Here is a 24,893-nt window from a genome sequence, read left to right on the forward strand (position 1 = left end):
TTTTATTGCATCCGAAAATCTAAGATTAACGAGCGCGGAAGACGATGCGACCTTTAGATAGGTCGTATGGAGTCATCTCTACAGTTACTTTATCACCAGTAAGAATACGGATGTAGTTCTTACGCATCTTACCAGAGATGTGTGCAGTCACAACGTGACCGTTTTCAAGTTCAACGCGGAACATAGTGTTTGGTAGAGTGTCAAGCACAGTGCCTTGCATCTCAATTACGTCTTCTTTAGCCATTTAATCCTCTTTAGAAATTAGGCAATATTAGCGCGCCTATTCTGCCGCTAAATAGTAATTATGTAAAGTTGGAGCGTATTCTACCCTTGCCAACGCTGATTTACTAGCCTTTGGTGACGCTGAAAGCGTGTTTTATAGTTCATCGCTGGACATTCATCGATCTGATATCCCAAATATAGCCAGTGTTTACTTGTCTGCAAGCAATATTTGATTTGGTAAAGTACTGCTAACGTACCGAGAGAGAGCGAAGAGTCGGGATCGAAAAACGTATAAAACGCACTAGCACACTTATTCATAATGTCAGTGACAGCGACAGCGAGCAATCGGTTTGATTCATCGTATATATGAAGAAAGCCTGTCTCTAGCCAACTCGTTTTCGCAAAGCGTGTGAACTCATCTTCTCGTGGTGGATACATAGTGCCCTTTTGGTGTCGTTTAGTAATGTATCGGCTGTATAGCTTAAACCAGTTATCATCGAGATCTGGTTTCATTTCCCAACGTAAAAGTGAGGCATTATTTAACAAACGTCTCTGGCTTTTAGATGCGACAAAGTCAGCGATAGAAACTCTTATCGGTTGGCATGCGTTACAGTGTTCACAATGTGGTTTATAGATCGTATTCCCACTGCGGCGAAAGCCATTTGCCATCAATATTTGATAGTTTTGCTCGGTATGTAAATTGGAATCAAGAGCCACGGCAACGCGTTCTTGTCGTTCGGGTAAGTAACTACAAGAATGGTTTTGAGTTAATCCAATACGAATGTGCTGAAGATCCGTGCTCATGATACAGAGTCCTGCAAAGTCTGTGGTGTAAAAGTTCCCAAAGCGGTCTTTTTATTCCTTAAAGATAGTAGCTTATCTATGAAATCGTCACGTTCGATTTCATACGCTCCAAGCGATTTGAGGTGTGGGTTCATTACTTGGCAGTCAATCATTTGTCCTTGATGTGATGCCAAATGATCGCATAAGTACCACAACGCTATTTTGGAAGCGTTGCTTTTTAAGCTAAACATCGACTCACCGCAAAAAAGTTGGCCAACACTGATGCCATAGAGACCACCGACCAACTCATTGTCCTGCCATACTTCAACTGAGTGGCAGTGACCATTATTAGCCAGCGCTGTGTAAGCGGCTTGCATACTCTCATTGAGCCACGTTTCTTCGGGGGATCGTGTCGAAGAGCACCGTTGAATTATCTGCTTAGTTGCGTGGTTTAATGTTACTTTATACTGATGTTTACGTTGAAATTTAATCAAGCTTTTAGAAGGTTTAAATGTCATCGGGTCGAAAACGGCACGCGGTGATGGACTCCACCATAAAATGGGTTCTCCAGGGCCGTACCAAGGAAATATGCCTTGATGGTACCCCGCTAATATTCGTTCGGGGTTGAGATCACCACCGAATGCTAATAAACCATTTGGTTCACTTAATGCTTCATACGGTGAAGGGAAGTTGTACGTATCATCAAGTTCAGTTAAATAGATTGCCATAAGAAGAGCTTACCAACATTAGAGCCTTTAGGAGCTTATTATGAATGAAGCAAGACCTAGCGTAAAACAATGGGCATGGTTCATACTGTTTTTGCCCTTTTTCGCCAATGCGGCTTATGAAAGAAATGTAGCAAAGCCAGTCAATGAAGTGGTTTATGGTAAAGTTAAATCAGTGCGTTTCATTACCCAACAAGAAGTGATGCAATCAAAAAATAATGGTTGGAAGACGTTGCTAGGTGCCACCATTGGCGGCCTTGTGGGGAATCAGTTTGGTGGTGGTACGGGTAAAGAAGTGGCTACGGCAGTCGGCGCCATTGCAGGGGCCACCGTTGTACAGAATCGAAGTAATGATCTATACACGGTGGAATATAAACTGGTTGAACTATTGATTAAAGTCGAAGGCAACAAGCTCATTAATGTGATTCAAGACGTCGACAAAAACATGCTATTTAACCGGGGTGATGATGTTCGTATATTGTACTTTGATGATGGCGTTAGGGTCGACATCGCTTATTAGGCCAACGTTTGCATGATAAGAGTAAGGGTGACTAATTATTCAAAAATTAGCATGGATTTGCTCTGGTTTTGTGGTGGTTTTTTCGTTAGTCTGAATCCACGAAGAATTGTTTAGCTCTCAAAAAACGCGAAGTGAGAGTACAAAGGATTATCAACTTTTAATGGAAAGCCTAACGTTACAACCCATCAATAAAATTCAAGGGGAAGTGAATCTTCCTGGATCAAAAAGTGTTTCCAATCGAGCCCTATTGCTTGCCGCACTGGCAAAGGGCACGACTCGTTTGACCAACCTTCTCGATAGTGATGATATTCGCCATATGTTGAATGCTCTGACTAAGCTTGGTGTTCAATATCAATTGTCTGAAGACAAAACAGAGTGTGTTGTAGAAGGTCTTGGTCGTCCATTTTCTGTCGCTGAGCCAGCAGAGTTATTTCTTGGTAACGCAGGTACAGCAATGCGTCCATTGGCTGCTGCGCTTTGCCTAGGCGAAGGTGAATATGTACTGACAGGCGAGCCTCGCATGAAGGAGCGCCCGATCGGTCACCTTGTAACAGCGTTGCAGAAAGCGGGGGCCAGCATCGAGTATTTAGAAAACGAACATTACCCACCGCTAAAAATCATAGGTACTGGCCTTAAGTCTGGTTCGGTGTCGATTGATGGCTCTATCTCAAGCCAATTCTTAACCGCATTTTTGATGTCTGCTCCATTAGCCGATGGTGAAATCCGCATCGAAATCGAAGGTGACCTGGTATCCAAACCGTATATTGATATTACGCTGCACATTATGAAGCAGTTTGGCGTTGAGGTTATCAACAACGATTACCAAGAATTTGTGATTCCTTCTGGTCAACATTATATTGCCCCTGGTGATTTCTTAGTTGAAGGTGACGCCTCGTCTGCGTCTTACTTCTTGGCTGCCGCTGCAATCAAGGGCGGAGAAGTGAAAGTCACTGGTATTGGTAAAAACAGTATTCAGGGAGACATTCAATTTGCTGACGCACTAGAAAAAATGGGCGCAGAGATTGAGTGGGGCGATGATTATGTGATTGCTCGCGTTGGTCAGCTTAAAGGTATCGATATGGACTATAACCATATCCCTGATGCAGCGATGACGATAGCGACAACAGCGCTCTTTGCTGAAGGTACAACTGCGATTCGCAACGTGTATAACTGGCGCGTTAAAGAGACTGACCGCCTTGCTGCGATGGCAACAGAACTGCGTAAAGTGGGTGCGGAAGTAGAAGAGGGGCAGGACTATATTATTGTGAAGCCGGTACCTCAACTGACGCATGCTGCGATTGATACTTACGATGATCACCGTATGGCGATGTGTTTTTCGCTGGTGGCGCTTAGCGATACGCCCGTAACGATTAACGACCCTAAGTGCACATCAAAGACCTTCCCGGATTATTTCGACAAGTTTAAAGCATTAAGCTGTTAATTAGGTCTGAATTTACAAAAAAAGCCAGAGTTTAACTCTGGCTTTTTTCTTGGATTTTTATGTGTTTATTTATCTAGCGTGAATTCTTTTGAAAGGTGGTGCGCCAGGTATTTAAACATATTGAATACCGCCGTTGTTTTCGAGGTTGGCAGGCCTTTCTCGTCGAGGAAATACTCACCTTTAAATACCAAAACATCGTCTTTTTCTTCCACGCTTGTGGCACGCATTCCTTCGATGTAGTCGTCGTGTTCTTGGATGATTTGGTTAGCGATTAAAAGAAGTTCGAATTCTTCAATTCGTTTTTTGTCAGACATAACGTTCTCGTCGTTCAATGAAACTCAAGTGAGAGAATTATATACCCAAGTAACTTCAAGGTGCTAGGCTCAGTGGCAGTGCGCAGAATCCTCTATCTTGAAGTCACTTGTGTATACCCATAATTATCATGGGATGGCATGGTGAAATCTGTTATAAGGGGGCCCGTTATGAGCTAATCGTCATCGATGAAAGAATCGAACAAAGATTTATAAATTCATTCGTGGTCATTCTGCTCAGATAATCTTAGGCTAGGTTCTGGAGAGCGTATGAATTTATTTTGTGATGAGAGACTAAAATTATTGCATTCGACTGGCGGCGTTAAACTTTGCCTGCTTAGTATATGCTGCTCAAGACCTTTTGCAGAATCCCACCTCGTCTGAGTATAAAGACGATGAATTGTCAACCAATCGGATCTGAATTTCAAAAAAGCAGTTGATCTTCTTTTCATCTCGCACAATAGTAAAAAAAGAAGCAATGAAATAGAACATTATGCGGATGGCTTCCTTTGGAAGTTTTTGCCCGCATTATCACGAAGGACGTTAGAGTCAGTTATGGGTAAATCGCTCGTTATAGTGGAGTCACCAGCCAAGGCTAAGACGATAAATAAATACCTTGGTAAAGACTTTATTGTTAAGTCTAGTGTTGGTCACGTGCGTGATCTGCCAACGGCCGGTCAAAGCACTGGTGAGAAAAAAGCCGCTGCCATTTCTACCAAAGGAATGAGCCCGGAAGAGAAAGCGCGCGTCAAAAAAGAGAAAGACCGCAAATCCCTGATCAAAAAAATGGGGATTAATCCATACCATGACTGGGATGCGAATTACCAAATTCTTCCAGGCAAAGAAAAAGTCGTAAGCGAACTACAAAAATTAGCCAAAGACGCTGATTATGTTTACCTCGCAACCGATTTGGACCGCGAGGGGGAAGCAATCGCATGGCACCTTCGTGAGATCATCGGTGGCGATGAAGAGCGATACAAACGAGTCGTCTTTAACGAGATTACTAAGAACGCAATCCAGCAGGCTTTCCAGACTCCAGGAGAGTTGAACATGGATGGCGTTAACGCCCAGCAAGCACGTCGCTTCATGGACCGCGTAGTCGGTTTCATGGTCTCTCCATTGCTATGGAAGAAAGTCGCACGTGGTCTGTCTGCAGGACGTGTACAGTCGGTTGCGGTCAAGCTATTGGTTGAGCGTGAGCGTGAAATCAATGCTTTCATTCCAGAAGAGTTCTGGGATATCAATGCAAATACGCACACCACAGAAAAGACTGCATTCAAACTTCTTGTTGCACAAAAAGATGGCGTTGTGTTTAAGCCTGTTAACGAGATAGAGACCAAAGCAGCGCTTTCTGTTCTAGAAAAAGCGAGCTACGAAGTATGTAAGCGTGAAGACCGCCCAACGAAGAGTAAGCCGTCTGCACCATACATCACTTCAACACTTCAACAAGCGGCAAGTACTCGTCTTGGGTACGGCGTTAAGAAGACGATGATGCTGGCGCAGCGTTTGTATGAAGCGGGTTACATCACCTATATGCGTACCGACTCAACTAACTTGAGTGCGGAAGCGGTAGATGCCGTTCGTGGATTCATCGGCTCTGAGTTTGGTGACAAGTATCTTCCTGCTAAACCGCTTATATACGGCAGCAAAGAGGGTGCACAAGAAGCGCACGAAGCGATTCGTCCTTCCGATGTCGCTGTGAAAGCAGAAGATATACAAGGTGTTGATGCGGACGCCCACAAACTTTATGCGTTGATCTGGAATCAGTTCGTGGCGTGTCAGATGACGCCAGCAGAGTACGATTCAACAACGATCAGTGTAAAAGCAGCGGAATACACGCTAAAAGCGAAAGGTCGTATTCTAAAGTTTGATGGTTGGACTCGAGTTCAACGCCCAATGGGTAAAAACGAAGATACAATTCTTCCTGCTGTGCAACTCGGTGACAAGCTAGACCTAGATTCACTAGAGCCTAAGCAGCACTTTACTAAGCCACCAGCACGTTTCACAGAAGCGGCGTTGGTTAAAGAACTTGAGAAGCGCGGCATTGGCCGCCCATCAACTTATGCATCGATCATTTCTACGATCCAAGATCGTGGTTACGTAAAAGTAGAGCAGCGTCGCTTCTACGCTGAGAAAATGGGCGAAATCGTGACTGACCGCCTAGATGACAGTTTTAACGATCTTATGAACTACGACTTTACTGCTCGTATGGAGCAGAAACTTGACCAAATCGCAGAAGGCAAGGTGAAGTGGAAAGCCGTTCTGGATAACTTCTTCACAGACTTCACGGGTGATCTTGAGAAAGCAGAACAAGACGAGACGGAAGGTGGGATGAAGCTGAATCACATTGTGATGACAGACATTGAATGTCCGACATGTGGTCGCCCAATGGGTATTCGTACTGCGTCGACCGGTGTGTTCCTAGGTTGTTCAGGTTATGCATTACCACCGAAAGAGCGTTGTAAGACAACCATTAACCTTGGTGATGAAGAAGGCATTATCAACGTTCTAGAAGAAGACGTTGAAACGGCCGCACTGCGTGCTAAGAAGCGTTGTCCAATTTGTGAAACGGCGATGGATGCGTACCTCATTGATGATAAGCGTAAGATGCACGTTTGTGGTAACAACCCGAATTGTGAAGGCTACATTGTTGAGCATGGTGAGTTCAAAGTAAAAGGCTACGATGGTCCTGTTGTTGAATGTGACAAGTGTGGATCTGACATGGTGCTTAAGAATGGCCGTTTTGGTAAATACATGGATTGTACGAGTGAAACCTGTAAGAACACTCGTAAGATTTTGAAGAATGGTGAAGTTGCACCACCAAAAGAAGATCCAGTTCATTTCCCAGAACTGCCATGTGAAAACTCAGATGCATACTTTGTGCTTCGTGATGGTGCTTCGGGCTTATTCATGGCCGCAAGTAACTTCCCGAAATCTCGTGAAACACGAGCACCGTTAGTCTCTGAACTGGCGCGTTTTGAAGAGCGTCTGCCTGAGAAGTTTAAGTACCTAACGAAGGCGCCAGCTGCTGATCCAGATGGTCGACCTGCGGTGGTTCGCTTTAGTCGCAAGAGTAAAGAAAATTACGTTCGTACTGAAGATAACGGTAAGCCTAGTGGTTGGACGGCATTGTACATTGACGGTAATTGGGAAGTTACGGATAAGCGCAAAAAAGCAAAAGCGTAATTAAGATTACTCGAACAAAGGCAGCGAATTCGCTGCCTTTTTGTTTTTTGTGTTTTTTGTTAATGTTGTCAATTAGATTCTTTTCTAAACCTCCTTTCATGTTCATTGAATGGTCATCCTTTCAACGTATTCTGTCGTAAAACTGCGCTTGTGTGGTTATTAGGTTTGTAAATTGTTTACGGAATGTAGTTCGTTACAGGTGTTGTTGTGATCTACGTAGCGTCCTGAGTAAGTAAGCAATGTACGCGACACAGAATGGCGTATTTTAAATTGTAATTTTATTCCAGTTCGTTAATTTATGAGACAGATAATGCACCGGTATGCGGTTGTATCGCGTCAAAATAATGAATAACGACGGCGTGTGCGTACTAGGATGTGCAATAGCTTTATTTTGTTCGTGCTGCAAGAGTTCAAAGAAGCTCATCAGCGCGAATATGCTAGCGTGTTTGTTTGACTCCCCGAGTCTTGCTCATATCAAACAAACATTACTTCCAAGCTATAACTATATGGAGAACAACGAATGGCTGGTGTATTGGGAATGATTCTTGCTGGCGGTGAAGGCTCTCGTTTGAGACCTTTAACGGAGTCCCGTAGTAAACCGTCGGTCCCTTTTGGCGGAAGTTACCGATTGATCGATTTCGCACTGAATAACTTCGTGAATGCTGACTTGATGCGCATTTACGTATTGACTCAATTCAAATCTCAATCTTTGTTCCATCATATGAAGAAAGGTTGGAACATCAACGGCATTACCGATCGATTCATCGATCCAATTCCTGCTCAAATGCGTACGGGTAAGCGTTGGTATGAAGGTACGGCAGATGCTATTTATCAAAATCTACGTTTTATGGAGTTGGCGGAACCTGAGCAGGTATGTATCTTCGGTTCAGACCACATCTACAAAATGGACATCAAACAGATGTTGGCTTTCCATAAAGAAAAAGAAGCTTCTTTAACGGTTTCCGCATTGCGCATGCCACTTTCAGAAGCGTCCCAATTTGGTGTTATTGAAGTAGATAGTGAAGGGCGCATGATTGGCTTTGAAGAAAAGCCAGAAAATCCGAAGTCTATTCCTGGCGACCCTGAGCATGCACTCGTCTCTATGGGTAATTATATCTTTGAAGCACAGACGCTATTTGCAGAGTTGATTGAAGATGCCGACGATGAAGCGTCCTCGCACGATTTTGGCAAAGACATCATTCCTAAAATGTTCCCACGTGGTGATGTTTTCGTGTATGACTTCAGCACTAACCGCATTACTGGTGAAAAGGAAGAAGTTTACTGGCGTGATGTTGGTACGATTGATGCCTACTGGCAAGCTCATATGGATCTGCTTAAAAAAGACGCGCCATTCTCGCTATACAATCGCAAGTGGCCACTGCACACTTACTATCCACCATTGCCACCAGCCACGTTCACAGATTCTGATAATGGTCGTGTCCAGATTATCGATAGTTTAGTGTGCAACGGCAGCTACGTGCGCGGCTCTCGTATTGAGAAATCGGTGCTAGGTTTCCGTAGCAACATCGCTTCAGCTTGTGACATTAGCGAATCCATTTTGCTTGGTGACGTAAAAGTTGGTGAAGGTTGTGTGTTGCGTCGTGTGATTATTGATAAAAACGCTGACATCGCACCGGGTACTCAAATTGGAGTGAACCTACAAGAAGATAAAAAACACTTCCATGTATCAGATGATGGCATCGTTGTTATTCCTAAAGGAGCAAGTGTTGGCTACTAACAATTTGTCGGTACTGTTTGTAGCGTCTGAAGTCGAAGGGCTGATCAAAAGTGGTGGCTTGGCTGATGTAGCCAAGGCACTACCGGAAGCTTTGCTGAATCTTCAGCAAGATGTACGGATTACCATTCCTGCTTACCATGGTATTGAGCAATTATCAGAAGCGGAAACGCTTTTAGAAACCAAGTTAACAAGTTGGCCTCACACTGATTATCGAGTCCTTAAGCTCACGGTTGGGGATAATCCCGTTTACTTGATTGACTGCCAGCCGTATTTTAACCGCCCATCCATGTATGCGGAAAATAACCAAGCGTATACGGATAACGGTGAGCGGTTTGCTTTCTTTAGCGCTGCGTGTCTGGATATGTTGCCAAAACTTGGCTTTCAACCAGATATTGTACACGCGAATGATTGGCATACTGGACTCGTTCCGTTTTTGCTCAAACATCGATATGGATCGGACCCTTTTTTTGCACATACCCGTAGTGTTCTCTCAATTCATAACGCAGTATTTAAAGGCGTATTCAGCTATGACGACGTTCAATGTTTGCCGGAATTCCATAGCCGTAACGAGCCGGATGCCGCCGTAAGCACCACGCACATTACGATGCTAAAAGCGGGGGTAATGAGCGCAGATAAAATCAATGCAGTCAGTCCAACCTACGCTGAGGAATTGAAAACGGAACTTGGTAGCCATGGTATGGCATGGGAGTTCCAGCAACGTTCTGAGGACTTGGTTGGTATTCTCAATGGTTGTGATTATAGCGCTTGGAATCCAGAAACTGATCCTAATTTGCCACTACACTACAAATCCAATCGTCAGAGTATGGTTCGAGGTAAGAACGCTTGTAAAAAGGCACTGCAAGAGAAGCTAGGGCTTGAAACGTCGGATTGCGCTATGTTTGGTATGGTCTGTCGTTTGACGCAACAGAAAGGGGTACATTATCTTCTTCCTGCATTAGCTGACTTTCTCAAACACGATGTCCAATTGGTTGTGGTGGGAACAGGTGATCCTATATTTGCAGCACAATTACGTGACGTCGCGGCACTATTTGCCAACAAATTTGTGTTTGTCGAAGCCTACGATAATGAGTTAGCGCATTTGGTTGAAGCAGGTTCTGATTTCTTCTTGATGCCATCGGAGTTTGAACCTTGTGGCTTAAACCAAATCTACAGCATGGCTTACGGTACACTGCCAATTGTTCGTGGTGTCGGTGGTCTAAAAGATAGTGTTAACGATTACGATGCGGATCCATTAGACGCAACTGGTTTTGTGTTTGATGGGCCGACACCACAAGCATTATTGCTCACGATGTTAAGAGCTTTATTGCTCTATGCACAAAACATCAAAGAAGTGAGACGTGTTCAGCTCTATGCAATGCAAAAAGATTTTTGTTGGCGCAAAGCGGCAGAAGAATATCTGCAATTGTATCGCGCTGCGTTAAATTAATGCAAAATCTTAAATAACTGTAATCTAAGGCACCGATTATGGTGCCTTAATTTTCTCGTTAGTGATGGAATGTGGTAGGATTTACTCCTTTGTTTACTACGACTGTTGATCACTGACGCATGACTCAGCCAATCTTGTTCCACAAAACCTATCTGCACCCTACTAGCAACGAGTGGGTCGTTTTCGTACATGGTGCTGGTGGCAGTTCTTCAATATGGTTTAAACAAATCAAAGCGTATAAACAGCACTTTAATTTGCTGTTGATTGACCTTCGAGGACATGGAAAGTCAAACCAATTACTTAAAGAGCTGATCACAAGCCGTTATACCTTTACTGCCGTGACGCAAGATATTTTGAAAGTGTTGGATCATTTAAAAATCCAATCGGCACATTTTGTCGGCATGTCACTTGGGACCATCATTGTACGGAATTTAGCAGAGCTTGCTTCTGAGCGTGTGTGTTCGATGGTGTTAGGTGGGGCCGTGACGCGATTAAACACACGTTCACAAATTTTGGTGACGTTAGGTAATCTTGGTAAACATATTTTGCCCTACATGTGGTTGTACAAGTTGTTTGCTTATGTCGTGATGCCACAAAAGAACCAGCGTGAATCTCGCCACCTATTTATTCGTGAAGCGAAGAAGTTGTGTCAAAAAGAGTTTAAACGTTGGTTCATTTTAGCCACCGATGTGAACCCACTAATGAGATATTTCAAAGATAAAGAACTGCCGATTCCGACGCTTTATTTGATGGGAGATCGGGATTATATGTTTATCAAGCCCGTAAAAGAGATGGTAGCAGCCCACAAGCTGAGTTCGTTGCGGGAGATCCCAAACTGTGGTCATGTATGCAACGTAGAACGACCTGACGATTTTAACCAACACTCAATAGAGTTTATTAAGCAGCAGCGCCTAACGGCTTAATCTCAGCTGAAGGGACAAAAGAGTAGGGGAACCGTTATGGTTCCCCTATTTGATATCCGCAGTGCCAGCAAGCTCCAAACTGCCCTTCATTTTGCTCTAAGCACTGCGGGCACTGCCAATCTAGATAAGTTGGTTCTGCTTGTTTGCGATACTCTTCAAGTATCACTGAGGCTTTCAGCTTTTGCTCTGGATGTAAAAGCCAAATATACGGGTCAGTATCATCACCAAATGGCAGCTCACCTTTTAAACCAAACAGGTTTTCACCTCGCACTTCACAAACAATGTGTTCCGTTTTGAGTAGTTCACAGACGATGTGGGCTTCAGTGGGGTTTTGAGCGATATATATCTTCATTAAACGTTTCCATTCGGTTGCCCCTGAACTGGCCGGATTTTATTCATGACCCATTTTGCGATGATAGGGAATAACCCAAGCAATGCAAATGACGCCAATACTGCTGGAGACATAATGCCGGACAGACTATCTATGGTTGCGAGTTGAGTACCTGCATTGAGATAGACGGCCGTTCCTGGCAGCATACCAACTTGACTGGTTAAGTAGAATCGAACCACCGTCATTGGCGTTAAGCCCATCAGTAGATTGATTAAGAAAAAGGGGAACACGGGAATGAGGCGCAGTGAAAATAGGTAAAATGCCCCGTCTTTTTCAACACCATGGTTAATAGCACTTAGCTTATTGCCAAACTTACTTTGCACCCACTCACGCAATAGATAGCGGCTACTTAAGAAGGCGATGGTAGCACCTATGGTGCTGGCAAAAGAAACCAGTAATAAGCTAGCCCAGAAACCGAATAGAGCAGCACCAAGCAGAGTAACAACAGCGGCGCCAGGGATCGAGAACGCCGTAATTGCGATGTAGGCAAAGAAATACGTCGCTGCAGCGAAAGCGAAGTTCTGGTTAATAAACGTATTCAAAGCCTCTTGCTGTGCTTTTGCGTTTTCTAACGTTAAATATTGGCTGAAGCTCACCCCTAGAAAGATGACCGTCGCAAGTAGGAACAGACCTAAAATCAGTTTTTTATTCATTGTCGTTACTCCATTTCGCAGCTTAGATAATAAGACAGAATGGAAGAAGAAAAAATTTCAAAAAAAAACCGCAGTATCAAAACTGCGGTTTTTACTCAATGTCATGCTGAATCGCGCGTTATGAAAGCGCGAACATCAACTCTTCTCTACGAGACTGAGGCACAACGCTCCAATGCGTACCGTTGATTGCCCCTTCTAACGCCCACAGCAACTCAATACTTACCGTAGAGGTATGCGTATCTTGAATTGCTTTGTAAGCATTTAAGGCACCTTCATCTTCTAGCTCTTCGACGGAATCGATGCCTGCTTTCTTTAGCATGCGTTCAGTCGCTAAGCGTAGATTAGGAAGATCTTTCAAACGGTTTGGCTTAGTGCTCGCTTGTTGCTTTTTTTCTTGCTTAGCCGTCTCTAGAGATAGCTTAGCAACATCAATCAAGCGGTCAGTCGATTCCCACAAATCATCAGAAATAGCATAGTATTTCGTCACTACGGGGAATCCACGTTTCTTGTAGACGTACGGTTTTAATCCTTGAGTCTCGAAGTCAGATGAAGTTTTTTGGTCTCCTCGAATATGAAGTTGATTGTTCACAACGAGTGCAAACATCGTTTCATCAGCGAAAAGCCCGAAGCCACCAAACATTGAGCGCGACTTGATCGTACCAAGTGCCTCAAACAGCTTCATTGAGTCTTTGAGTATCGGTTTATCCATGGTGTGTTATCTCGGTGTAATTAATATTACGCCACCAAAAATCAGGTCCGAGAGATTAGCAAATGCATGCAGACACAATGTCATTAAAGGGTAAACTCACTTAATGCATATTTGCCATCGGTAACCCCGCTACCTTTCACTATATTTAGTGGTTAAGGCCGGAGGCTTTGCGTCCCATCCTTTCGAATGGTTTGCCCTGTGCGTGACAAGAGGAGAATACTTCGTATATTGCATTAACATCACGTTCCAAACACTAAAGTGTGATCTCTATTCAACTAATGGTGCCATCTTAATGTGTCTAATTTCATATTTTGAAATGTCTACTTGCCATACAAAAGCTTGATGTAGGAAATGGGCAACAAGTTAGTTAAAACAGCAATTTATCTTAGCTTTTGATTATATAAGTAATGTGAAATGCTTAAAAAATTTCATTTTACGAAATAAAAAAAGCACTCCGAAGAGCGCTTTATAAACTTGAGGGGGAGTTAGTTCAATTTCTTAACGGTGTTACGAACCACAATCTCAGGCTGCATTTCAAAAATGCGTTTTTCGTGTTCTTTGTCTTTGATTCGCTCTAGTAAAATCTCGAACGCATTCTTACCAACACGTCTTTTTGGTTGGTGAATAGTCGTTAGAGGAGGCGAGAAGAACTCCGCAAGCTCAATATTGTCATAGCCAATCACTGAGATATCATCAGGGATTTTTATGCCATTTTGTTGTAGACGGCTCATTAAGCCTAATGCCATGGTATCGTTAAAACAGAATACCGCAGTAGGGCGTTTATCCATTGCCGTAATGTTGTCTGCAGCAAGTACTGCCGTATCACACTCGAAGTTACCTTCGAGAATTAACTCTTCGTTTACTGGTAGCTTTGCTTCAGCCATTGCACGTCGAAAACCAGAAATACGCTCTTTACATGCTGCTTTATCAAAGTGACCGCTTAGGCATGCAATATCGGTGTGACCATTGTCAATCAGGAACTTCGTTGCTAGGTAACCACCTTCTTCAGAGTTGTCGATGATCTTATCCGCCTTTGAGCTTTCTGGGCCCCAGTCCATGACAACTTTTGGTATATCAGCATGGCGATCCAGCATTTCTTGTAGCTCTTCGGTTAAATCCGAGCACATCACTAAAATGCCATCAACACGCTTTTCTGCCAGCATTCGAATATAGTCACGTTGCTTCTCATAGATACCACCAGTATTACATAGGATCAGTGTGTATCCTTGGCGGTAACAGTAGCTTTCAACACCGTCAATAACTTCAGAGAAGAATAGGTTTGTTGATTGTGTTACCAACATGCCGATAGTACGGGTTGAGTTACACTTTAAGCTGCGGGCAACAGCACTTGGCGCGTAATTTAGTTCATCAACTGCTTTCATTACTTTTTCTTGGGTTGTTTCTGCAACAAAGCGCGTTTTATTAATTACGTGCGAAACTGTTGTGGTAGAAACGCCGGCTAAGCGAGCAACGTCTTTTATAGTGGCCATAAATGATGTCCTGTATCGAGCTACTTAATACCGTAGTGAATACAACCTTACGCTTAGTATCTGCGCAAACCGAGTGTTATGAGGAAAGTAGTACTCAATAGTTCAGGCAGTGGTTGTTCCGAAATCGGTATAATAAAGGTTTGTAGCAACATTCGTTGCTGAGAGTATTATTCCTTTTAGTTACAATAAGGAATGGATCAGCAATGATGTTAATAAAACACAAAAACCGCTATATTTCAGCGGTTTACATATAAATCATATTTAATCGTTTGCGTTCACATTTTAGACTGATGCGAGCACGCTGGCAATGTTTTCAGCTGTGGTTTTGTGTATTTCAAGTCACATTTTAACTGCGAAATGAAAAGGCTTTTCTACGCCAGACTAAAACTGAACGAACAAATAAGGAGCTCTGAACTCCCCAAAATAGACGGCAATTATTCACCAAGAAGGTAATTGCTGTCCAGTTTACAAAATGCAATTAATAGTTGTGCAACGCTAACATAGAAGCCAAATTCATCGAATTGTTTACACTTGGCAGCAAATGGCGGTAACCAAGTTAACAGCTGTTGCTGAATGAAATCGTTCTGTTTGGTGAATGCTTCTTCCATATGCTTTTCTTGCTCGAGTTCGTTAGAGCGGATGATCATGTTACCCAAAAAGTCTAACTCAACGGCTAAATGGTCTGCGGGCTCTTTGAGATTTACGTCCACTTGAACACCAAAATCGGCCATCAGTTTTTCCATTTCTTCTGCTGGCTTGTCGTTTAACAGTCCAGATTTACCAATATACATCGATGCGTATGGAAGGGCGCCATGTTTTTCTGTTTTAAGGAAAAGTTCACAAAAGTCTGCGGCAAGTTCTAATTGGGCATCTTCACGATCTTGTAAGCGGTTTAAAGCGTCCACAAGCGAGTCTACGGCTGGTTTAAGGGATTTATTTTCACCTAAACCAGCTAAAAAGCTTCGAATTTCAACACTATGATAAGTCTCTAGTTCTTTTTCGGTCAGTTCTTTGGCGAACAGGCTAGAAAACCACCAGTAAATTTCGGCACGTTTTTCATTAAAAGCTTTCACTTCTTGCATTTTTTGCTCCTGAATGATGCTCTTAAAACGGCATCTTGAAGTCACTTGAGAATATTTCCTTAAGTGTAAACAATTAAAATGAATAGCAGTAACTATAATTATGATGCCTTGTGGAAGAATATGCTCTTTTGTTAATGGCTACAAATAAGCTTGCTTTGAATCAATAAAATCGCAAAATCTTGCTTTTTTATGTATCTATGACTAGAAATGTTACTAGTTATGAATAGAATACGTCTTGGAATATAAAGAAGACAGAAAGTGGTGTAAATGAGCTATCACGTATTGGTCGTAGAAGATGATGTTGTAACTCGCAGTAAGCTTGCGGGCTATTTCCAAAATGAAGGTTACAAAGTCAGTGAAGCAGAAAGTGGCGCAGAAATGCGCGAGGTGCTTCAAGATGGTGACGTTGATCTTATCATGTTGGATATTAACTTGCCCGGTGAAGATGGTCTTATGCTTACGCGTGAATTACGCAGCCAGTCAGACATCGGCATCATATTAGTGACAGGACGCACGGATAGCATTGACAAAATCGTTGGCCTAGAAATGGGCGCAGACGATTATGTGACAAAGCCTTTTGAACTAAGGGAATTATTGGTTCGAGTTAAGAACTTATTGTGGCGCATCTCTGCTGCTCGCAATGGCTCTCAAAAAGCAGAAAAAGAAAGCAATGAAGAACACATTGTACGTTTTGGCGAGTGGACATTTGACATCCAGCGTCGTGCGCTAAGTCGCAACGGTGAGCCAGTGAAACTGACCAAAGCTGAATATGAGCTTTTGGTTGCCTTGTCTTCATATCCAAATCAGGTATTAAGCCGAGAACGTATTTTGAATATGATCAGCCACCGAGTGGATGCGCCAAATGATCGTACTATCGATGTATTAATTCGACGTATGCGCGCTAAGATGGAGTTTGATCCGAAGAACCCACAAATTTTTGTGACCGTCCATGGTGAAGGCTACATGTTTGCAGGTGACTAAGCTAAGTCGTAAAGAAAAAGGAGAGCATGGGCTCTCCTTTTTTCTATCTTGTGATTCTTACTTACTCGATTTATTGGCTTGCAACCATTGGGGTTTGCCCAACTGTGTCACGCAGTTTTTGCCATAAACCACCAAGGTATTCATGCCAATAAATTTCAGTTTGTTCCAAGTATTGTGCTTTTGGTGAGTATTTATGCCAAGGTTGATGAATTTCATCGATAGCAAGATAGTTCGTAGCGGCTGGGGTTGGCTTGATTCCTGCCGCATTGAACTCATACAGAGCCCGTTTCATGTGGCTAGCAGAGGTCACTAAAACCACTTCTTTCTGTTTCACAAACGCAGCCGCTTGTCGCGCTTCTTCCCAGGTGTCTTTTGCGTCCTCTAATAAAATGATATCAGGTTTAGCCACACCGAGTGCCAGAGCAACGTTGGCCATCATACGGGCGTGACTTATCTCAGACCCGCCAGCGTAACCAGACAGAATCAGCTTTGCTCCTGGGTACATACGCAAAATACGGATACCTTCAGTTAAACGCATCAGCGCGGTACGACTTAATTGAGAAGTGGGTGGGATCTCATCATCGACGACATGGTTATTACCTAATACCATAACGTAGTCTACGGTTTCAGATGACGGTAAAAACGCTTTATACTCTCGCTCTAATGGCATCAAGAGTTTCGTTGATAGTGGTTGGAAGGCCGCTAGGAAAATACCGACAAAAGAGAGGAGAACAACAAAACATCCTGTTTTGCGTTTGGTGGTAAAACTGATAAGCGCAAGACCTAATAACCCTATCAGTAGCAGTGCGGGCAAGGGCATGACCAGAGCGGTCACTACTTTTTTCAGCTCAAACATACATAAATAGTCCGAAAAAACATCAATTGATAATAAAAATGAGGTTGACCCTCTTTATTCCTGCTTTCCTTGTGCCAGAATAGCGGCACAATCCGTTATGATAACTCAGCAGAAGTGACAGAAGACCGCAATTTCGACGATATCGCCCACAAATTTGCAAAAAATATTTACGGCTCCGATAAAGGGGAGATCCGGCAAATCATTGTATGGGAAGATTTTCTACAGATTCTAAGTGAATTAGGCGCTGACCAGCAAGCTCTTGATGTACTTGATGCAGGCGGTGGGTTGGCACAAATGTCGCAAAAGCTTGCTAAGCTCGGACATCACGTTGCTTTATGTGATCTATCTTCGGAAATGCTGCAACTAGCGAAACAGGATATTGAAAAAAATGGTTTGCTTGAGCAGTATCGCCTGATTCATTCACCTGTCCAGTCCATTGGCGAGCATATGGAAGCGCAGGTGGATCTTGTTATGTTCCATGCAGTGATGGAGTGGTTGGTTGATCCTAAAGCCGCTCTCGAAACAGTATTGGAACAAGTAAAACCGGGAGGCATTGCTTCGGTAATGTTCTATAACCACCACGGCTTAGTCTATAAAAATGTGGTATGCGGTAATATTCCACATGTATTAGACGGCATGCCCCATCGGAAGAGATTTAAATTACAGCCACAGAAAGGTCTAAAGCCTGAGGATGTCTATCAATGGATAGAAGACTCTGGTTTTAGCATTTGTGGAAAGTCTGGTATTCGTTCATTCAGTGATTACATAGGCAATATGCAATACATGGGCGATTACGAGTTTGAAGATGTGTTGGCGCTAGAAAAACAACTTTGTCGACAAGAGCCATACCTCTCATTAGGCCGCTATATTCACGTGTGGGCTAAGAAGAACGATAAACAGGAATAACAATGAGTGAGATGACTCTCAATGCTGCAGAGCAACCAATCGATGAGTTGGTTGGCTGGGTAAAGCAGCACGATTTCTCGTTGAACCTGACCACTGAGCGATTGGCGTTTTTGATTGCCATCGCCGTATTGAGTAATGAAAGGTTCGATGAAGAATTGGGTGAAGGTGAATTGCACGACGCATTTGCCATCGTCACTCGACTTTTTGATGAAACCGGTGAAGCCTCGGCTTTCCGTGCAAATAATGCCATCAACGAGATGGTTAAGCAGCGCCTTATTAGCCGTTTCGTCAGTGAACTCACTGACGGAGCCAGTATTTACCGCTTGTCGCCATTAGCGATAGGCATCACTGACTACTATGTGCGTCATCGTGAGTTCTCGAAACTGCGTCTTTCCATTCAGCTGTCGATGGTAGCGGATGAAATGGCGAAAGCGATTGAAGCAGCACAGAAAGGCGGTACGCCAGGCCATTGGCAAAAAAATGTCTACGGCGTATTGAAATACTCTGTAGGCGAAATTTTCGATCAAATTGATCTTAACCAACGTGTGATGGATGAACAGCAGCAATCTGTGAAGCTACAGATAGCGGATCTGCTGAACAAAGACTGGCGTGAAGCAATCAACAACTGTGAAGCACTACTGTCTGAAACTTCCAGCACGCTGCGTGAACTTCAAGATACGCTGCAAGCCGCCAGTGATGAACTGCAAACTCAGATCCTCGACATCCAAGAAATTGTCTATGGTGATCCTGAGCTGGAGTTTATTGAAGAGGCCCTATTTAGCCTACAAATGAAGCTAGATCGAATCACCAGCTGGGGCCAACAGGCGATCGACCTTTGGATTGGTTACGACCGACACGTACACAAGTTCATCCGTACCGCGATTGATATGGATAAGAACCGTGCGTTCAGTTCGCGTCTGCGTCAATCAATAAAAGATTACTTTGATATGCCTTGGTATCTGACTTTTGCAGATGCAGAAAGGCTTTCCGATCTTCGTGATGAAGCTCTGGTGCTACGTGATGACGAGGTAACAGGCCAAGTTCCGATGGAAGTGGAATACGAAGAGTTTCAACAAGTCAATGATGAGTTGTCAGAGCGTATTGGTAACATGCTGAAAGCGCATAAAGACCAAGGCGCACCAATCGATTTGAGTGTGGTTTTGCGAGACTACCTCGCGCAACACCCAAGAACTCATCACTTTGATTTAGCCCGAATTGTTGTCGATCAGGCGGTTCGTCTGGGTTACTCGGAATCGGACTATCAAGCCGTTCAACCAGACTGGAAAGCAATCAACGAATTTGGGGCAAAGGTACAAGCGAATGTCATCGACCGATACTAATGAATACATGTCAGAGAATCTGGCAAAAGCAATTTCTAACCCTCTGTTCCCAGCGCTAGATAGCATGCTACGAGCAGGGCGTCATATCTCAAGTGAAGATCTAGACAATCACGCGTTGTTGTCGGATTTCGAACTTGAGCTTTCTTCTTTCTACCAGCGCTACAACACTGAGTTGGTAAAAGCGCCAGAAGGTTTCTTTTACCTTCGCCCTCGTTCAACGTCTCTGATTGGCCGTAGTGTCCTTTCTGAGCTGGATATGCTGGTGGGTAAGGTACTGTGTTTCCTTTACCTAAGCCCAGAGCGCCTAGCACATGAAGGTATCTTCACCAACCAAGAGCTGTACGACGAGCTGCTTGCACTGGCAGATGAGAACAAGCTGATGAAGTTGGTGACCAATCGTGCAACCGGTTCAGACCTTGATAAAGAAAAGCTGTTTGAAAAAGTACGCACGTCACTTCGTCGTCTGCGTCGTCTAGGCATGATCATAAACATCGGTGAAACCGGTAAGTTCAGCATCAGTGAAGCGGTGTTCCGTTTTGGTGCCGATGTACGTGTAGGCGATGATATGCGTGAAGCGCAGCTGCGTCTGATCCGTGACGGTGAAGCCGTGGTGCACACCAAAGAACCAAGTCAAGGCAGCCTACTGTCTGAAGAAGGCCAAGACGACCATGCCCAAGAAGAAACAGCAGAAGAGGGTGAAGCATGAGCATGATTGAACGCGGTAAATATCAATCGCTGACCATGGTCAACTGGAACGGCTTCTTTGCCCGTACGTTTGACATCGATGGTCTGGTAACCACCCTATCAGGTGGTAACGGTGCAGGTAAATCAACCACAATGGCGGCGTTCATCACCGCATTGATTCCTGACCAAACGCTACTGCACTTCCGTAATACCACAGAAGCAGGCAGCAGCCAATCGTCTCGCGACAAAGGCCTATACGGTAAGTTACAACCGGGCGCGTGTTACGCGGCGCTAGACGTAGTGAACTCACGCAACCAACGCCTATTGTTTGCAGTAAAACTGCAGCAAGTTGCGGGTCGTGACAAGAAAGTAGACATTAAACCGTTTGTTATCCAAGGTCTCCCAAGCCATGTAAAACCAACGGATATCTTGGTTGAAAGCGTATCTGCGACGCAAGCTCGTGTACGTCAAATCAACGAAGTAAAAGAGTCGATCGCGGAATTTGAAGGTGTTCAATTCAAAGCCTTCTCTTCTATTGTGGATTACCACTCGCAGATGTTCGAATTCGGTGTGATTCCGAAGAAACTGCGTAACTCTGGTGACCGATCTAAATTTTACCGCCTGATCGAAGCATCGCTTTACGGTGGTATTTCAAGTGCGATTACGCGTTCGCTACGTGACTACCTTCTGCCACAAAACGGCGGCGTGAAGAAAGCATTTCAAGATATGGAATCGGCACTGCGTGAAAACCGCATGACGCTAGAAGCGATCAAAACCACGCAAACAGACCGTGACTTGTTCAAACACTTGATCACAGAGTCGACCAACTACGTGGCAGCGGACTACATGCGCCATGCGAACGATCGTCGTAACAAGCTGGATAAAACGTTGTCATTGCGTTCAGAGCTGTTCGGTTCTCGTGAAACCTTAGTTGAGCAAAACAACCTGCTTAATCGCGTTCAAGAAGAGCTCGAACTGCTGATTGAGTCAGAATCTGCGTTAGAGCAAGACTACCAAGCGGCTTCGGATCACCTGCAGTTGGTGCAAAACGCACTGCGTCAGCAAGAGAAGATCGAACGCTACCAAGAAGATCTTGAAGAGCTGAGTGAGCGTCTTGAAGAGCAGATGATGGTGGTAGAAGAAGCGCAAGAACGCGTGATGATGGTCGAAGAGCAAGCAACCGTTGCGGAAGAAGAGGTGGATAGCCTTAAGACGCAACTGGCGGACTACCAACAAGCGCTCGACGTTCAGCAAACTCGCGCACTTCAATACCAACAAGCGGTCCAAGCGCTGGAAAAAGCGAAGCAACTACTTGGCGATGACAGCTTAACGGCAGAATCAGCGCAAGCACTTGTGTCTGAACTTAAGAGCAAAGAATCAGAAAGCACTAACGCGTTGCTATCGGTTAAGCACAAACTGGACATGTCTTCTGCAGCGGCAGAGCAGTTTGAAACAGCGCTTAAACTGGTACAAAGCATCGTTGGTCAAGTTGAGCGCAAAGACGCGTCTGAACATGCGAAAACTGCGATTGCGAAAACGCGTGAATCTCAGCAAGTTGCGCAAAACGAACAACAATGGCGTGCACAGCACCGTGACCTTGAGCGTAGCCTTAACCAGCAACGTCAAGCGCGCGAGCTAGTCAACGAATACCAAAAGCAGTTTCATATTGAACTGACTGACGAAATCACGTTTGAACAAGAACGTGAGCGTCACGCGATGCAAATCGACTCGCTAGAAATGGCGCAGGAAGACGTGCGTGAGCAACGTAGCGAACAGCGTCGTCTAGAGCAAGATGCCGCTGCGGAAATCAACAAGCTAGAAGCGATTGCACCAACGTGGATTGCGGCAAACGATGCGCTAGAAAAACTGCGTGAGCAAAGTGGCGCTGAGCTAGAAGATAGCCAATCGGTCATGAGCCAAATGCAAGTGGTGCTTGAGCAAGAGAAAACCCTTTCTCTGGCGAAAGACAAACTGGCAGAGCGTCGCAGTCAGCTTGAAGGTGAAATCGAGCGTCTTGCTTCTCCAGGTGGTTCAAACGACCCTCGCCTGAAGGGCTTGGCAGATACACTGGGCGGCGTGTTGCTGTCTGAGATCTACGATGACATCACAATTGATGACGCGCCTTACTTCAGTGCGATGTACGGTCCGGCTCGTCACGCTATCGTCGTTTCTGATCTCTCTGGTATCGAAGAGAAACTGGTAGAGCTAGACGATTGTCCAGAAGACTTGTACATCATTGAAGGTGACATCGATGCCTTTGATGACAGCTCATTCGACGCAGAAGAGCTAGAAGGCGCGGTTTGTGTTCGCATGAACGATCGCCAAATGCGTTACTCTCGCTTGCCAGAAATCCCATTGTTTGGTCGTGCAGCACGAGAGCAGCGTTTAGAGCTACTGCGTAACGAACGTGAAGAAGTGGTAGAGAAGCACGCGAAAGCGGCGTTCGATTCACAAAAAATGCAGCGCCTATACCAAGCGTTCAACCAGTTTGTGGCAAGCCATATTCAAGTGGCGTTCGAAGGAGATCCAGAGCAAGCACTGGCAACGATTCGCGACAAGCGCAACCAAATCGCTCGCGTACTGGCTGATCTGGATGCAAAAGAGCAGCAGCAACGTTCTCAACTTCAAACTACTAAGCAGGCGTTGTCTTCCCTAGATAAGCTAGCACCAAACATGGCGTTGATTGAAGATGAGTCGTTGCAAGCACGCTTTGACGAGTTGGAAGAGAAAATTGCTCAACTTTCAGAAGCAAAAGCTTTCCTAAATAACCACGCGAAAGCGGTGGCGGAACTGGAAAAAGTCGCGGTTGCCCTCGATACGGACCCAGAGCAATTTGATGCACTAGAAGCGGAATACAAAGCGGCAGACGAACAGCTGCAAGATCTTAAGAAGCAAATCTTTGCGCTGGCGGATCTGGTTGAACGTCGTCACTACTTCGCTTACTCAGATTCAGTCGACTTGCTGAACAAGAGCAGCGAACTGAGCGAGCAGCTAAAAGTGAAACTGGCTCAAGCGGAGCAGATGCGCGCACACGCTCGTGAAGAGTTGAAACAGTCGCAAGGTCAAATGAACCAATACAACCAAGTATTGGCGTCTCTGAAGAGTTCGCACCAAGCGAAACTGGAAACGGTTCAAGAGTTCAAACAAGAGCTGCAAGAGTTTGGCGTTAACGCCGATGAAGGTGCAGAAGAGCGTGCAATGCGTCGTCGTGACGAACTGCATGAGCGCCTACATACGTCTCGCAGCCGTAAGAGTGAACACGAACGCACGATCACAGCGACCGAGCTTGAGATGAAAGGCTTAGCGAAGCGTCTGAAGAAAGTTCAAAAAGAGTACGTTGAAATTCGTACCTTTGTCGTTGCGGCGAAAGCAGGCTGGTGTTCGGTACTTCGTCTTGCGCGTGAGAACGATGTTGAGCGCCGCCTACACAAGCGTGAACTGGCTTACATGTCAGCGAGCGAACTTCGTTCCATGTCGGATAAATCACTGGGTGCACTGCGTTTAGCGGTTGCGAACAATGATGATTTGCGTGACGCGCTGCGTCTATCAGAAGACAATGCTCGCCCAGAGCGTAAAGTTCTGTTCTACATTGCGGTTTACCAACACCTTCGTGAGCGTATTCGTCAGGACATCATCCGCACAGATGACCCAGTTGAAGCGATCGAAGAGATGGAAGTTGAGCTAGCGCGTCTAACGGAAGAACTCACACAACGTGAAAACCGTCTAGCGATCAGTTCTGAGTCAGTAGCAAGTATCATCAAGAAGACGATTCAGCGTGAGCAAAACCGTATTCGTATGCTAAACCAAGGCTTGTCAAATATCTCGTTTGGTCAGGTTAAGGGGGTACGTCTAAACGTGAAAATCCGCGAAACCCACGAAGTGCTACTTAACGGTCTAGCGACGCAACAAGAGCAGCATAAAGATCTGTTTGAGTCGACTCGCTTTACCTTCTCTGAAGCAATGGCGAAAATGTTCCAACGCGTGAATCCACATATCGATATGGGGCAACGTTCTCCTCAGGTTCTAGGTGAAGAGCTACTGGATTACCGTAACTACCTTGAGCTAAGTGTGGAAGTTAACCGTGGTTCTGAAGGCTGGTTACAGGCAGAATCTGGTGCTCTATCAACGGGTGAGGCGATCGGTACAGGTCAGTCAATCCTATTGATGGTCGTTCAGAGCTGGGAAGAAGAATCACGCCGTCTACGCAGCAAAGACATTGTGCCATGCCGTCTGTTGTTCCTTGATGAGGCAGCGCGTTTGGATGCGAAGTCTATCTCGACGCTGTTCGAACTTTGTGACCGTCTGGATATGCAGCTTCTTATCGCGGCACCGGAAAACATCAGCCCTGAGAAAGGGACGACCTACAAACTGGTACGTAAGGTGTTTAAAGACCACGAGCACGTGCACGTGGTTGGTCTGCGTGGTTTTGGCCAAACGGAAAAACCGAAGAGTGAAGTTCAACAAATGATTGAAGAGTTAGAAGTTTAGTCATGTTGACTTGAGTT

Annotated in this window: 21 protein-coding genes and 1 riboswitch; of the genes, 11 read left to right on the forward strand and 10 right to left on the reverse strand. The window is 44.7% G+C overall.

What is annotated here, in order from left to right; genetic code table 11:
- Nucleotides 1-25: 25 nt before the first annotated feature.
- The 3 genes from infA to aat all read right to left on the reverse strand — a co-directional run bounded on the left by infA (nt 26) and on the right by aat (nt 1,733).
- Nucleotides 26-244 carry a translation initiation factor IF-1 gene (infA, locus tag ACVA54_RS04235; protein ID WP_001040192.1) on the reverse strand — a complete coding sequence of 73 codons (219 nt, stop codon included), beginning with the start codon at nt 242-244 and terminating at the stop codon, nt 26-28.
- Nucleotides 245-324: 80 nt separating this feature from the next.
- The gene (locus tag ACVA54_RS04240) at nt 325-1,026 is read right to left on the reverse strand and encodes an arginyltransferase (RefSeq protein ID WP_446596188.1); all 702 of its coding nucleotides are present in this window, start codon (nt 1,024-1,026) and stop codon (nt 325-327) included.
- Nucleotides 1,023-1,733 carry a leucyl/phenylalanyl-tRNA--protein transferase gene (aat, locus tag ACVA54_RS04245; RefSeq protein ID WP_446644117.1) on the reverse strand — a complete coding sequence of 237 codons (711 nt, stop codon included), beginning with the start codon at nt 1,731-1,733 and terminating at the stop codon, nt 1,023-1,025. The genes ACVA54_RS04240 and aat overlap by 4 nt, the downstream gene beginning before the upstream one ends.
- Before the next feature lie 40 nt (nt 1,734-1,773).
- On the opposite strand from aat, the gene ACVA54_RS04250 reads away from it, so the two are divergent.
- Together ACVA54_RS04250 and aroA are read left to right on the forward strand one after the other, a co-directional pair.
- Nucleotides 1,774-2,250: a glycine zipper 2TM domain-containing protein gene (locus ACVA54_RS04250; RefSeq protein WP_099078610.1), complete on the forward strand. Its 477-nt coding sequence runs from the start codon at nt 1,774-1,776 to the stop codon at nt 2,248-2,250.
- 160 nt (nt 2,251-2,410) lie between these two features.
- The gene (gene aroA, locus ACVA54_RS04255) at nt 2,411-3,691 is read left to right on the forward strand and encodes a 3-phosphoshikimate 1-carboxyvinyltransferase (protein WP_099078611.1); all 1,281 of its coding nucleotides are present in this window, start codon (nt 2,411-2,413) and stop codon (nt 3,689-3,691) included.
- Between the two features lie 65 nt (nt 3,692-3,756).
- Here the strand turns inward: aroA and ACVA54_RS04260 are convergent, their stop codons facing one another.
- Nucleotides 3,757-4,005, reverse strand: coding sequence for a YciN family protein (locus ACVA54_RS04260; RefSeq protein WP_099078612.1), 249 nt, complete (start codon nt 4,003-4,005; stop codon nt 3,757-3,759).
- Nucleotides 4,006-4,557: 552 nt separating this feature from the next.
- Here ACVA54_RS04260 and topA point away from each other — a divergent pair.
- From topA to ACVA54_RS04280, 4 genes are all read left to right on the forward strand, one after another.
- Nucleotides 4,558-7,188 (forward strand): type I DNA topoisomerase, encoded by a 2,631-nt coding sequence (topA, locus tag ACVA54_RS04265; RefSeq protein ID WP_446649421.1) that lies wholly within the window; start codon nt 4,558-4,560, stop codon nt 7,186-7,188.
- A gap of 520 nt (nt 7,189-7,708) precedes the next feature.
- Nucleotides 7,709-8,926: a glucose-1-phosphate adenylyltransferase gene (glgC, locus tag ACVA54_RS04270; protein WP_099078614.1), complete on the forward strand. Its 1,218-nt coding sequence runs from the start codon at nt 7,709-7,711 to the stop codon at nt 8,924-8,926.
- Nucleotides 8,916-10,373 carry a glycogen synthase GlgA gene (glgA, locus tag ACVA54_RS04275; protein WP_446649422.1) on the forward strand — a complete coding sequence of 486 codons (1,458 nt, stop codon included), beginning with the start codon at nt 8,916-8,918 and terminating at the stop codon, nt 10,371-10,373. The genes glgC and glgA overlap by 11 nt, the downstream gene beginning before the upstream one ends.
- Before the next feature lie 119 nt (nt 10,374-10,492).
- Nucleotides 10,493-11,296: an alpha/beta fold hydrolase gene (locus ACVA54_RS04280; RefSeq protein WP_099078616.1), complete on the forward strand. Its 804-nt coding sequence runs from the start codon at nt 10,493-10,495 to the stop codon at nt 11,294-11,296.
- Nucleotides 11,297-11,330: 34 nt separating this feature from the next.
- Here ACVA54_RS04280 and ACVA54_RS04285 read toward each other — a convergent pair whose 3' ends face one another.
- From ACVA54_RS04285 to torD, 5 genes are all read right to left on the reverse strand, one after another.
- Complete coding sequence (locus ACVA54_RS04285; protein ID WP_099078617.1) at nt 11,331-11,648, reverse strand: DUF2007 domain-containing protein; 318 nt, start codon at nt 11,646-11,648, stop codon at nt 11,331-11,333.
- Entirely contained in the window at nt 11,648-12,340 is a 693-nt protein-coding gene (locus ACVA54_RS04290; RefSeq protein WP_099078618.1) for a TVP38/TMEM64 family protein, read from the reverse strand. The genes ACVA54_RS04285 and ACVA54_RS04290 overlap by 1 nt, the downstream gene beginning before the upstream one ends.
- A 118-nt stretch (nt 12,341-12,458) precedes the next feature.
- Nucleotides 12,459-13,049: a TfoX/Sxy family DNA transformation protein gene (locus ACVA54_RS04295; RefSeq protein ID WP_099078619.1), complete on the reverse strand. Its 591-nt coding sequence runs from the start codon at nt 13,047-13,049 to the stop codon at nt 12,459-12,461.
- 116 nt (nt 13,050-13,165) lie between these two features.
- A riboswitch (cyclic di-GMP riboswitch) is annotated at nt 13,166-13,255 on the reverse strand.
- Nucleotides 13,256-13,534: 279 nt separating this feature from the next.
- Nucleotides 13,535-14,539, reverse strand: coding sequence for an HTH-type transcriptional repressor PurR (gene purR / locus ACVA54_RS04300; RefSeq protein ID WP_099078620.1), 1,005 nt, complete (start codon nt 14,537-14,539; stop codon nt 13,535-13,537).
- A 434-nt stretch (nt 14,540-14,973) separates the two neighbouring features.
- Nucleotides 14,974-15,621, reverse strand: coding sequence for a molecular chaperone TorD (gene torD, locus ACVA54_RS04305; RefSeq protein WP_099078621.1), 648 nt, complete (start codon nt 15,619-15,621; stop codon nt 14,974-14,976).
- A 267-nt stretch (nt 15,622-15,888) separates the two neighbouring features.
- Between torD and torR the strand changes: the two genes are divergently transcribed.
- Nucleotides 15,889-16,602 (forward strand): two-component system response regulator TorR, encoded by a 714-nt coding sequence (gene torR / locus ACVA54_RS04310; RefSeq protein WP_099078622.1) that lies wholly within the window; start codon nt 15,889-15,891, stop codon nt 16,600-16,602.
- A gap of 70 nt (nt 16,603-16,672) precedes the next feature.
- Here the strand turns inward: torR and elyC are convergent, their stop codons facing one another.
- A complete protein-coding gene (gene elyC / locus ACVA54_RS04315) occupies nt 16,673-17,458 on the reverse strand; it encodes an envelope biogenesis factor ElyC (protein ID WP_099078623.1) in 786 nt (261 codons plus the stop codon).
- A gap of 114 nt (nt 17,459-17,572) precedes the next feature.
- On the opposite strand from elyC, the gene cmoM reads away from it, so the two are divergent.
- The 4 genes from cmoM to mukB are packed head-to-tail and all read left to right on the forward strand — an operon-like array spanning nt 17,573 to nt 24,876.
- Nucleotides 17,573-18,364 (forward strand): tRNA uridine 5-oxyacetic acid(34) methyltransferase CmoM, encoded by a 792-nt coding sequence (gene cmoM / locus ACVA54_RS04320; protein WP_099078674.1) that lies wholly within the window; start codon nt 17,573-17,575, stop codon nt 18,362-18,364.
- A 2-nt stretch (nt 18,365-18,366) separates the two neighbouring features.
- On the forward strand, nt 18,367-19,704 hold the full coding sequence (gene mukF / locus ACVA54_RS04325; RefSeq protein ID WP_446596191.1) for a chromosome partition protein MukF: 1,338 nt from the start codon (nt 18,367-18,369) through the stop codon (nt 19,702-19,704).
- Nucleotides 19,685-20,410, forward strand: a complete 726-nt coding sequence (gene mukE, locus ACVA54_RS04330; RefSeq protein WP_172438072.1) for a chromosome partition protein MukE — start codon at nt 19,685-19,687, stop codon at nt 20,408-20,410. The genes mukF and mukE overlap by 20 nt, the downstream gene beginning before the upstream one ends.
- A gap of 2 nt (nt 20,411-20,412) precedes the next feature.
- The gene (gene mukB / locus ACVA54_RS04335) at nt 20,413-24,876 is read left to right on the forward strand and encodes a chromosome partition protein MukB (RefSeq protein WP_446649423.1); all 4,464 of its coding nucleotides are present in this window, start codon (nt 20,413-20,415) and stop codon (nt 24,874-24,876) included.
- Nucleotides 24,877-24,893 lie beyond the last annotated feature (17 nt).

The sequence above is a fragment of the Vibrio sp. PNB23_22_6 genome, from assembly GCF_052877535.1.

What these genes read in the sequence shown, in the direction of transcription:
- infA (WP_001040192.1), bottom strand. Translation starts at nt 244, where the DNA reads ATGGCTAAAGAAGACGTAATTGAGATGCAAGGCACTGTGCTTGACACT.
- ACVA54_RS04240 (WP_446596188.1), bottom strand. Translation starts at nt 1,026, where the DNA reads ATGAGCACGGATCTTCAGCACATTCGTATTGGATTAACTCAAAACCAT.
- aat (WP_446644117.1), bottom strand. Translation starts at nt 1,733, where the DNA reads ATGGCAATCTATTTAACTGAACTTGATGATACGTACAACTTCCCTTCA.
- ACVA54_RS04250 (WP_099078610.1), top strand. Translation starts at nt 1,774, where the DNA reads ATGAATGAAGCAAGACCTAGCGTAAAACAATGGGCATGGTTCATACTG.
- aroA (WP_099078611.1), top strand. Translation starts at nt 2,411, where the DNA reads ATGGAAAGCCTAACGTTACAACCCATCAATAAAATTCAAGGGGAAGTG.
- ACVA54_RS04260 (WP_099078612.1), bottom strand. Translation starts at nt 4,005, where the DNA reads ATGTCTGACAAAAAACGAATTGAAGAATTCGAACTTCTTTTAATCGCT.
- topA (WP_446649421.1), top strand. Translation starts at nt 4,558, where the DNA reads ATGGGTAAATCGCTCGTTATAGTGGAGTCACCAGCCAAGGCTAAGACG.
- glgC (WP_099078614.1), top strand. Translation starts at nt 7,709, where the DNA reads ATGGCTGGTGTATTGGGAATGATTCTTGCTGGCGGTGAAGGCTCTCGT.
- ACVA54_RS04280 (WP_099078616.1), top strand. Translation starts at nt 10,493, where the DNA reads ATGACTCAGCCAATCTTGTTCCACAAAACCTATCTGCACCCTACTAGC.
- ACVA54_RS04285 (WP_099078617.1), bottom strand. Translation starts at nt 11,648, where the DNA reads ATGAAGATATATATCGCTCAAAACCCCACTGAAGCCCACATCGTCTGT.
- ACVA54_RS04290 (WP_099078618.1), bottom strand. Translation starts at nt 12,340, where the DNA reads ATGAATAAAAAACTGATTTTAGGTCTGTTCCTACTTGCGACGGTCATC.
- ACVA54_RS04295 (WP_099078619.1), bottom strand. Translation starts at nt 13,049, where the DNA reads ATGGATAAACCGATACTCAAAGACTCAATGAAGCTGTTTGAGGCACTT.
- purR (WP_099078620.1), bottom strand. Translation starts at nt 14,539, where the DNA reads ATGGCCACTATAAAAGACGTTGCTCGCTTAGCCGGCGTTTCTACCACA.
- torD (WP_099078621.1), bottom strand. Translation starts at nt 15,621, where the DNA reads ATGCAAGAAGTGAAAGCTTTTAATGAAAAACGTGCCGAAATTTACTGG.
- torR (WP_099078622.1), top strand. Translation starts at nt 15,889, where the DNA reads ATGAGCTATCACGTATTGGTCGTAGAAGATGATGTTGTAACTCGCAGT.
- elyC (WP_099078623.1), bottom strand. Translation starts at nt 17,458, where the DNA reads ATGTTTGAGCTGAAAAAAGTAGTGACCGCTCTGGTCATGCCCTTGCCC.
- mukF (WP_446596191.1), top strand. Translation starts at nt 18,367, where the DNA reads ATGAGTGAGATGACTCTCAATGCTGCAGAGCAACCAATCGATGAGTTG.
- mukE (WP_172438072.1), top strand. Translation starts at nt 19,685, where the DNA reads ATGTCATCGACCGATACTAATGAATACATGTCAGAGAATCTGGCAAAA.
- mukB (WP_446649423.1), top strand. Translation starts at nt 20,413, where the DNA reads ATGATTGAACGCGGTAAATATCAATCGCTGACCATGGTCAACTGGAAC.